This is a genomic window from Hymenobacter profundi (genome assembly GCF_019334315.1).
In the GTDB taxonomy this organism is placed as follows: domain Bacteria; phylum Bacteroidota; class Bacteroidia; order Cytophagales; family Hymenobacteraceae; genus Hymenobacter; species Hymenobacter profundi.
Genome location: NZ_JAHWGL010000148.1, coordinates 1 through 7,996, shown reverse-complemented (window position 1 = coordinate 7,996; position 7,996 = coordinate 1). Strand labels below are relative to the sequence as shown.

General features: G+C 55.7%; 10 protein-coding genes and 1 pseudogene. 1 reads left to right on the top strand and 10 read right to left on the bottom strand.

Annotated elements, in window-relative coordinates:
- Nucleotides 1-140 precede the first annotated feature (140 nt).
- The 6 genes from KYK14_RS20785 to fumC all read right to left on the bottom strand — a co-directional run bounded on the left by KYK14_RS20785 (nt 141) and on the right by fumC (nt 4,659).
- Nucleotides 141-770, bottom strand: a complete 630-nt coding sequence (locus tag KYK14_RS20785; protein WP_185281806.1) for a thioredoxin family protein — start codon at nt 768-770, stop codon at nt 141-143.
- Nucleotides 771-870: 100 nt separating this feature from the next.
- Complete coding sequence (locus KYK14_RS20780) at nt 871-1,365, bottom strand: DinB family protein (RefSeq protein ID WP_219161615.1); 495 nt, start codon at nt 1,363-1,365, stop codon at nt 871-873.
- 209 nt (nt 1,366-1,574) lie between these two features.
- Complete coding sequence (locus KYK14_RS20775) at nt 1,575-2,036, bottom strand: DUF6970 domain-containing protein (protein ID WP_219161614.1); 462 nt, start codon at nt 2,034-2,036, stop codon at nt 1,575-1,577.
- Between the two features lie 127 nt (nt 2,037-2,163).
- Nucleotides 2,164-2,517, bottom strand: coding sequence for a diacylglycerol kinase family protein (locus KYK14_RS20770; protein ID WP_208306950.1), 354 nt, complete (start codon nt 2,515-2,517; stop codon nt 2,164-2,166).
- Between the two features lie 34 nt (nt 2,518-2,551).
- Nucleotides 2,552-3,148, bottom strand: coding sequence for a GNAT family N-acetyltransferase (locus KYK14_RS20765; protein ID WP_219161613.1), 597 nt, complete (start codon nt 3,146-3,148; stop codon nt 2,552-2,554).
- Between the two features lie 107 nt (nt 3,149-3,255).
- Nucleotides 3,256-4,659, bottom strand: coding sequence for a class II fumarate hydratase (fumC, locus tag KYK14_RS20760; protein ID WP_219161612.1), 1,404 nt, complete (start codon nt 4,657-4,659; stop codon nt 3,256-3,258).
- Nucleotides 4,660-4,948: 289 nt separating this feature from the next.
- Here fumC and KYK14_RS20755 point away from each other — a divergent pair, with 289 nt between their 5' ends.
- Nucleotides 4,949-5,179, top strand: coding sequence for a hypothetical protein (locus KYK14_RS20755; RefSeq protein ID WP_219161611.1), 231 nt, complete (start codon nt 4,949-4,951; stop codon nt 5,177-5,179).
- Between the two features lie 69 nt (nt 5,180-5,248).
- Here the strand turns inward: KYK14_RS20755 and KYK14_RS22230 are convergent, their stop codons facing one another.
- The 4 genes and pseudogenes from KYK14_RS22230 to KYK14_RS20740 all read right to left on the bottom strand — a co-directional run bounded on the left by KYK14_RS22230 (nt 5,249) and on the right by KYK14_RS20740 (nt 7,706).
- Entirely contained in the window at nt 5,249-6,040 is a 792-nt protein-coding gene (locus KYK14_RS22230; RefSeq protein WP_343217146.1) for a TonB family protein, read from the bottom strand.
- A 372-nt stretch (nt 6,041-6,412) separates the two neighbouring features.
- A pseudogene (locus KYK14_RS22620) lies at nt 6,413-6,553 on the bottom strand (zf-HC2 domain-containing protein); the annotation flags it as partial.
- Nucleotides 6,540-7,178 (bottom strand): RNA polymerase sigma factor, encoded by a 639-nt coding sequence (locus tag KYK14_RS20745; protein WP_219161609.1) that lies wholly within the window; start codon nt 7,176-7,178, stop codon nt 6,540-6,542. The gene KYK14_RS20745 and the pseudogene KYK14_RS22620, both read right to left, overlap by 14 nt.
- An 87-nt stretch (nt 7,179-7,265) precedes the next feature.
- The gene (locus KYK14_RS20740; RefSeq protein ID WP_219161608.1) at nt 7,266-7,706 is read right to left on the bottom strand and encodes a hypothetical protein; all 441 of its coding nucleotides are present in this window, start codon (nt 7,704-7,706) and stop codon (nt 7,266-7,268) included.
- Nucleotides 7,707-7,996 lie beyond the last annotated feature (290 nt).

The window sequence follows — 7,996 nt, the reverse complement described above, 5'->3', positions numbered from 1 at the left end:
AAAAACCACCAACCCCCCACGGAAAAACCAATAACGAACACGAACACCCCCAACCAGGAAAGCAAAAACCAGAAAAACCCTACCCCAAACAAAAAAAAAAGAGGGGCCCCCCGCGCAACGCACACCCCCCTTCTCTGTTACTACTGTAATCCTTGGATCAGTTCCAGCATCTCCTGCTGCAACGTCTGGGTTTTGTCGTGGGCGTACCAAGTGTGCACGCGGGTGATGAACTCGTCATGGTCTATCCCCTCTGCTTTGGCCTGATTCACAATATCTTGCGCGGGTGCGGGGCGTGGGCCCCACTGGGCTACTTCCTCCAAAGTGTCGGCGCGAAGCACGATGAGGCGGGGAATGGCGCGGCTGGTGCCGGTGAGGTAGCGTTCCATCAGGTCCAGATTTTCGTCTCGCAGCAGGTAGCGGGTACGGATGTTACCGGCCGAGGCCTCCGCCACGTGCTCTAACACGGGCACAATCTGGGCCGCGTCGCCGCACCAGCCTTCGGTCAGAATCAGCCACACCAGGGGGTAGGGCACGTGCACAGCCGCGTCGGCCAGGGCGGGTAGTACATGCGTTGTTTTGTCGAGGCGCGACATGCGCTGCTCGTTCAACTTGGTGTACTGCACCAATTCCTCGGTTTGCTGCGGACCGGTGGTTTTCCCTTGGGCCAGCAGGTCGTTTACAAGCTGGCGGTAGGCGGTGTAAGAGTAAGAACTCTCCAGGCGCTCGGGATTGAGGATGGGGGTAGGCGTGGGCGGTGAAAAATCAGACATTGGGACAGAAGAGAGATGAAAAACAGAGTTCCTACCCCTTAAACAGCAAAAGCCCCTTCCGGGATAAGCAGAAGGGGCAAAAAAAAAGCTAATCAGTCAGTTACAGACTTACTACTTGCCCAGCATCGAGCTGGCGGCAGTAGGTGATGAAATCGGTGTTGATGGGCTCCAGGCCCGCATCGCGCATTTTGATGGCTACCTGCCCGCGGTGATAGTTGGCGTGCACGGGCATGTGCGTGAAGATGTCCGATACTACGCTCGTGAAGCCGTCGCCGGCCGAGTTGGTGTAGGTGATGGTCCGGCTCAGCTCAGCATCATCGGCGGCGCGCACCATGCCCAGCCAGCGCTCCGAGGTTTGCTCGTGCATGCGGTGCAGCTCTTCCAGAAGGTGCTCCTGCCACACTTTCACGGGGCTGGGCGTGTTGGTAAGGCGACCAATCCAGATATACTGCGCATTGAGCACGTGGCTGAACAGACGCAGCACGTTGGCGGGAATAGGCTGACCGGTTTCGGCAACGGTTTTATCGAGGTGGCGCAGCAGCGTGTCGTTGGCCCACACGTTGTATACAGCAAGCTTTTCGTTGGTATTGATCATGGGGTGAAATTACAAGATTGTGAAATAGTGACCTGTAAAATGGGTAGTTAAAAAGTACGGCTGTCATCTTGAGCTTGCGAAGGACCTTATGCCAGTTGAACGACCATCGTACCAACGACTCGTTCTCACGTGAGATGGTCCTTCGTCGCCGCTTGATACGCGGAATGCTCAGGATGACAGCCTTCTTTTTAACTCTTTATTTCACCATCTTACCGCTGGTCGGTCCAGACGAGTACGCCGCCGGTGCGGCGCTTTTCGAAGTCGGGGCAGTTGCCGTCGCCTTTGCCGGTTAGGCCGCCTTCGGGGTGGCACAGGACTTTGCCGGTTGTGTCGTAGAGGGTGCTAAACTGGTCGGCCCCGCTGATGGTTTCGTAGTACACCGTCTGGCCGCGGTATTCGTAGCGGTACATCTGGGCGGGCGGGTTCAACTGCCGCGTCGACTGAATTTTTTGGATACGAGTATTGATCCAGTCGGGCCGGCGAGTGGTGTCCAGCGGCATATCGTCGTTGGGCACTGGCACTACCGTGTTGGCGCTGGTAGGCGCCGGGGTAGAGAACGGGTGCGCCAAACCGTTATTAGGGTCAGCAGTAGGCGTATTTACATCAACCCGGCTGCACGCCGCGCCAGTGAGTAGAGTAGCTGCCAGAAGCAGGGAATAGGAAACACGCATGGTGCAATGGGCGATGAGCAGTGAAGAAAGAGCAATGGGTGAGAACCTTGCTACCGCTGAACTTACGCCGTTGGGTCGCAATTGTTCTTTATTGCGCTTTTACTGTTCCTTGCTTCTTACCTCTTGCTTACGCCAGCAGCCGCGGCACGAAAATGAGCAGTCCGACCACCAGCGCACCCAAGGCAGCTAGCAGCACCGCGGCAGCGGCCACGTCCTTGGCTTTACCCGCCAGCGGGTGGTAGTCTGGCGACACCAGATCCACCACGGCTTCCACTGCCGTATTCACCAGCTCGGCGCTCCATACACTACCTACGGCGGCAGCTACCAAGGCCCATTCCGTGCGGGTGATGTCGAAGTAAAACCCCAGCCCTACCACCACCACCGTGGCTAGGGCATGAAAGCGCAGGTGCACCTCGGAGCGCAATGCCGACCCTACCCCCCGGAACGCGTGCCCAAAGCTAGCAATACGCTTGCGCAACATAGACTGTCGCCGCGCCCGATCCGATGCAGACGGCTCAGCCACGGCTGTCGAACTCGTGAAAAACGTTTTGGCGCAGTTCGTCCCACTCCGGCCGCAAAACGCTGTAGTACACTGTGTCGCGGCGCTGGCCGTTGGGTAGGGCCATGTGGCTGCGTAGGGTGCCCTCCTCGGTAGCACCCATGCGCACCATTGCCTCACGCGACTTCTGGTTGCGAGCGTCGGTTTTCAACTCTACCCGCTCGCAATCCAGCTCGCCAAAAGCGTAGTGCAGCAGCAGGTGCTTGGCAGCCCGATTGATGCCCGTGCGCTGAAATTCCGTACCCAGCCACGTCCAGCCAATTTCTAGGCGACGATCGGCCAGCGCCATGTTGCCGTAGCTGGTGCAACCCGCAATGCGACCCGTTTCGCGGTCGATAATCACGAAGGGGTAGCGCTGCTTGTCGGCCCGTGCCCGGATACTCTGGGCCACGTAGGCGGCCAATTCCACGTTGTTGCGCGGGGCCAGCGTGGTCATATAGCGCCAAATTTCTTCATCAAACGCAATGCGCTTGAGGTACTCGAAATCGGACGTTTCCAACGGGCGCAGCCGTACGCGGTTGTTTTCGAGGATGATGTCGCGGGTGTAGTCCATAGGCGGGTAGGGCAGGGATGGTTTTGTAAAGATGCCGAAAAAAGAAAAGCCGCCCCGCCAGGGTAGGCAGAGCGGCTTCGTCGGTGCACGTTAAAGATGCGCTTGTGTTACTTCGGCAGGTCGCCTACCATATCCTCCGGCTTCAGCCACTCGTCGAACTGCTCGGCGGTGAGGTAGCCTAGCTGTAAAGCTGTTTCCTTGAGCGTAGAACCGTTTTTGTGAGCCGTTTGGGCAATTTCAGCGGCTTTGTAGTAGCCAATATGCGGGTTCAGGGCCGTTACCAGCATCAGCGACGAATCAACATGCTTCTTGATGTTGGCCTCAATGGGCTCGATGCCCACAGCGCACTTATCGTTGAACGACACGCATACATCGCCAATCAGGCGGGCCGAATGCAGGAAGTTGTAGATCATCACCGGCTTGAACACGTTCAGCTCGAAATGACCCATGGAACCACCCACGGTGATGGCCACGTCGTTACCCATTACTTGGGCCGCTACCATCGTCATGGCTTCGCACTGGGTAGGGTTCACCTTGCCCGGCATGATGCTGGAGCCGGGCTCGTTGTCGGGAATGTGCAGCTCACCGATACCAGCGCGGGGGCCGCTGCTGAGCATGCGCACGTCGTTGGCGATTTTCATCAGCGCCACCGCCACAGTTTTCAGGGCGCCGTGGGCTTCCACAATGGCGTCGTGGGCGGCGAGAGCCTCAAACTTGTTTTCTGCCGTCACGAAAGGTAGGCCCGTGAGGTTGGCAATGTGCTTGGCCACGTTTTCGGAGTAGCCAGCGGGCGTGTTGATACCTGTGCCCACAGCCGTGCCGCCCAGCGCCAGCTCCGAGAGGTGGGCCAGCGTGTTCTTAATAGCCCGCAGGCCATGGTCGAGCTGCGACACATAGCCCGAAAACTCCTGGCCCAGCGTGAGCGGCGTGGCGTCCATGAAGTGCGTACGGCCGATTTTCACCACGTGCATAAACTTCTCCGACTTCGCTTTCAGCGTGTCGCGCAGCTTCTCAATGCCGGGAATGGTGGTTTCAACCAGAATCTGGTAGGCGGCAATGTGCATGGCCGTCGGGAACGTGTCGTTGCTCGACTGCGACTTGTTTACGTCGTCGTTCGGGGCCAGCACTTTTTTCTCGTCGGTGAGGCTGCCGCCTTGCAGCACGTGGCCGCGGTAGGCCACTACCTCATTCATGTTCATATTCGACTGCGTGCCCGAGCCTGTTTGCCACACCACCAGCGGAAACTGGTCAGCTAGCTCACCGGCCAGGATTTCGTCGCACGCTTTGGCAATTAGCTCGGCCTTGTCGGCGGGTAGCACACCGGCATCGCGGTTGGTGAGAGCCGCGGCTTTTTTGAGGTAGGCAAATGCGCGAATGATTTCCTTGGGCATCCGGTTGATGTCCTGGGCAATCTGGAAATTCTCGATAGAACGCTGCGTCTGAGCGCCCCAATAGGCATCAACGGGAACCTGCACAGTGCCCATGGTATCCTTCTCGGTACGAAACTGCATAAAAGCTGAATAGCTAGGTGGAGAATTGATTACGGGGTAAAAGTACGCAACGGCAACCACCCGCCACGGTTACATCCCGACCATTTGCCACAAAGCTGCGTACAATCATTCAGCGTGATTTCACTTTGATGCGCGTGGGTGAGAACCCCTATCTTCTTAGAACAACTAGGAAAGATGGTCAGTAACCCGACCTCATCAGAAACAACGCTACCCTTGCCGCAACATGGGCTTGCAAGGACCATGTTGCCGCATATCTATCAACATCACACTCAAATCAAGCACCGCATCCATGAGTCAGCATCCCATCAACAACGACCAAGAAAACGAAAAATCTACTGCTACTGCCAACGGAGTAGTAGGTAATACCACCCACGAAGACGACTCGTACATTAAAGCACCCGAAGGAGTGTTGAGCGACTACAGCGACGTAGAAGTAGAAGTGGAAAAGCGGGACCTACCCGAAACCCATACGCCCGGCAGCGCCACTACTCCCGAAAACGGCGGCGGCTATAGCGGCTAAGTAGCACATTGCTTTCATTCTTAAAAAAAGCCACCTGGAAAATTATTCCGGGTGGCTTTTTCGTGTCTATCAATGCTCTCCTAATCGGAAAGGAATACTAATACGTACTGGATGCGCTACCCGGCGGCCATTGCGAATGGCCGGAAACCACTTTGGCCCCTCGCGCAGTAGCCGCATGGCTTCGGTGTCAATTTCTTCTGATACCCGGCGTAGCACTTTAACGTCTTGCACTGTTCCATCGGTAGCTACTGTGAAGCTTAGCTGCACGGTACCTTCCTTCCGGTCTTCCAAAGCTTTCATAGGGTAGTCCAACGAGTCCTTCAAATACTGCTTGAACGCTGGATACCCACCCGCAGGTAGAGCATCTACAGCTACCGGGGCAGGCGCCTTTTCGCGACGCACCATCACTACCTCATTTAGCTGCTGAGAATCGGGCGTCAGGGCCAACGTAAGTTGTACAACCGTATCCTGCTTTAATGGCTGCTGACGCGCTAGAAAGCCGCGGGATGATACTTGCACCTGCACGACAGGTTTGGGCACGCGCAGGGAAAACGTACCGTCGGCAGCTGTGGCTGTGCTAGCGGCAGCACCGGAAGCTTGCACGGTAGCACCGGGTAGGGGCTGTCCTTGTGTATCGGTGATGCGGCCACGTATTAAGCGCGTTGCTTTTACTGCCGAGTCAGATTGGGGTAGCAGTTGATCAGCTGTATTCGATAGCCCCGCAGCCGAACGAGCCAGGGTAGGAACATCGGCTGCCGCTGCTGGTTCCGATGAACTCGCGGCACTTAGCATGGCCAGCGTCTCATCACCGTCTGCTACCCTGCTGTTAGTGAGGGCAACCTTACGGCGATTAGCCGTCACCTGCGCGGCAGATCTCGGTGCTCTTACTTGTTTTACCTGTTTTGAAGCTACCGCAGACACGCTAGCAACAGCCTGCTCTGTTGCTGCTGCGGCAGGTAGGGTTAGTTTTGGTACAATGGGTCGTATTTTGGCAATAGCTGGCGCAGAAGTTACTTCTAGTTGCCGTTGTTGCGTACCAATCCAAAGCGCTGAACTCAGCATTAATACTAGTGCTGCCGCGGCTGCCATCGGCTGCCAAGGCCATACGGTTCGTGTAGCAGCTTCCGGCTGCCCAACTCGCGCTTGCAGGCGCTCCCGCAGCCCAGCTATAGCGTGGTCAGTGGTATCGGCATCAGACAGCATCAAACCATCCAAAATATCAGCACAACGGCTGCATATCAGCGTGTGCGCTTCTACCCTATGCTGTTCCGTAGTTGACAACGTGCCAGCTGCATACTGCTGCAACAACGGCAGCGGCAAATGCCCTTCCGTTGGATTGGCGTAAGATATGCGAGGCAAGTCAGCGGCGGACATCGGGGGTAGCAGTAGGCGGAGCCGTAGACTCCAAATAACGTTTCAGGTTGCGCTTGCCATTTTGCAGATAGCTTTTCACCTGTTTCAGATCAAAGCCGGTCTCAGCGGCAATATCACGGTAGCATTTCTTTTCCAGAAAGAATAACTCCAGACAACGGCGCTGCTCCGAGGGCAAATCTACTAACGCCTGTTCCAGTGCTTGCAAGCGTTCTTCAGTTAAGTAAGCATCGGTATCTTCCTCTGGTAGATGCCAATGCGCGGCTGATTCCATACCTGCTGCATCCGGAAAATGCACGACCAGTGGGCCACCCGCCGCTGGGCCAGCTCGTTGTTGTGCTCGCAAAATCATTAGACAGTGATTGCGAGCCGTAGCATACAGCCACACCGGGAAATTGCTTACCTCATGCTGACGCAGCTTTACAACCAACTGTTCAAACAATTGCATTACGGCGTCTTCTGCTTCCTCATCGGGCCGGAGGTAACGCCTGCAAATAGCGAATACCTCTGTTAGATACCGGTCGTAAAGTGTTCCTAGATCAGCTACATCACCGCTAACTCTGTAACGATGCAGCAATTCCTTATCGGAAAGCGCAGCAGGCAACGTGGAGCGACGACGAAAAAACATACAAGGACCAATGGCGCAACAAGGACTCTAAGCTACTCATCCTAACACAAGTAGAAAAAGCGCCGCGTGCCATCATGTAATTGGCCGTTATTTTCCTTGTGTCTGCCGCGCACGCATCTGCTCTTGCATCGAACGTTTCTTCAATTGGTACTGCTTAAACTGTTCTGGTGTTAAAGCAGCCTTCAATTGGCTTTCAGAAGAAGTATTAATGCGCTTCAGTTCTGTGAGTAAGGCTGTGCGGTTATTGGCGTTCTTCTGTTGCGCGTCCTTCACTTGTTCTACCGTTGCTGAAAGAATAGCCCGAACGCGTGTTTGCTGGTCAGGCCGCAACTGTAACTCCTCCGTCATCACATCTGTCAGATCACGCGCCCGGGCAGCCGATACCCCAGTAAGTGCTGCCGGTGTAGATACAGATGTAGTAGAAGCAGATTCAACCACATTAATGGTCTTCGACTTATTGCGCCGGGCGCAGCCAGCCGTTAGTGATGAAAGAACGGCCAATGTCAAAAGAGTACGGAAAACAGACATATAGAGAAAATACTAGTGTGCTTCACATACGTGAAATGCCCTACCCGTGGTTATTTTCAGAATTTCTTGGGCAATTATAGAAATGGATAGAATAGTAAAACTGAGCCCGTGTTTTGCAGCGTGCATGCGTGGGTGTGGGGGCGAGGATATAAATGAAGGAGGCCCCGGCCGCATCCCCGTATGAGGGGACGCAGGGCCGGGGCCTCGCTGCATTGATAAGTTGGCGGCGACCTACTCTCCCGCCGGTGAAGGCAGTACCATGGGCGCTCCGGGGCTTAACGACTCTGTTC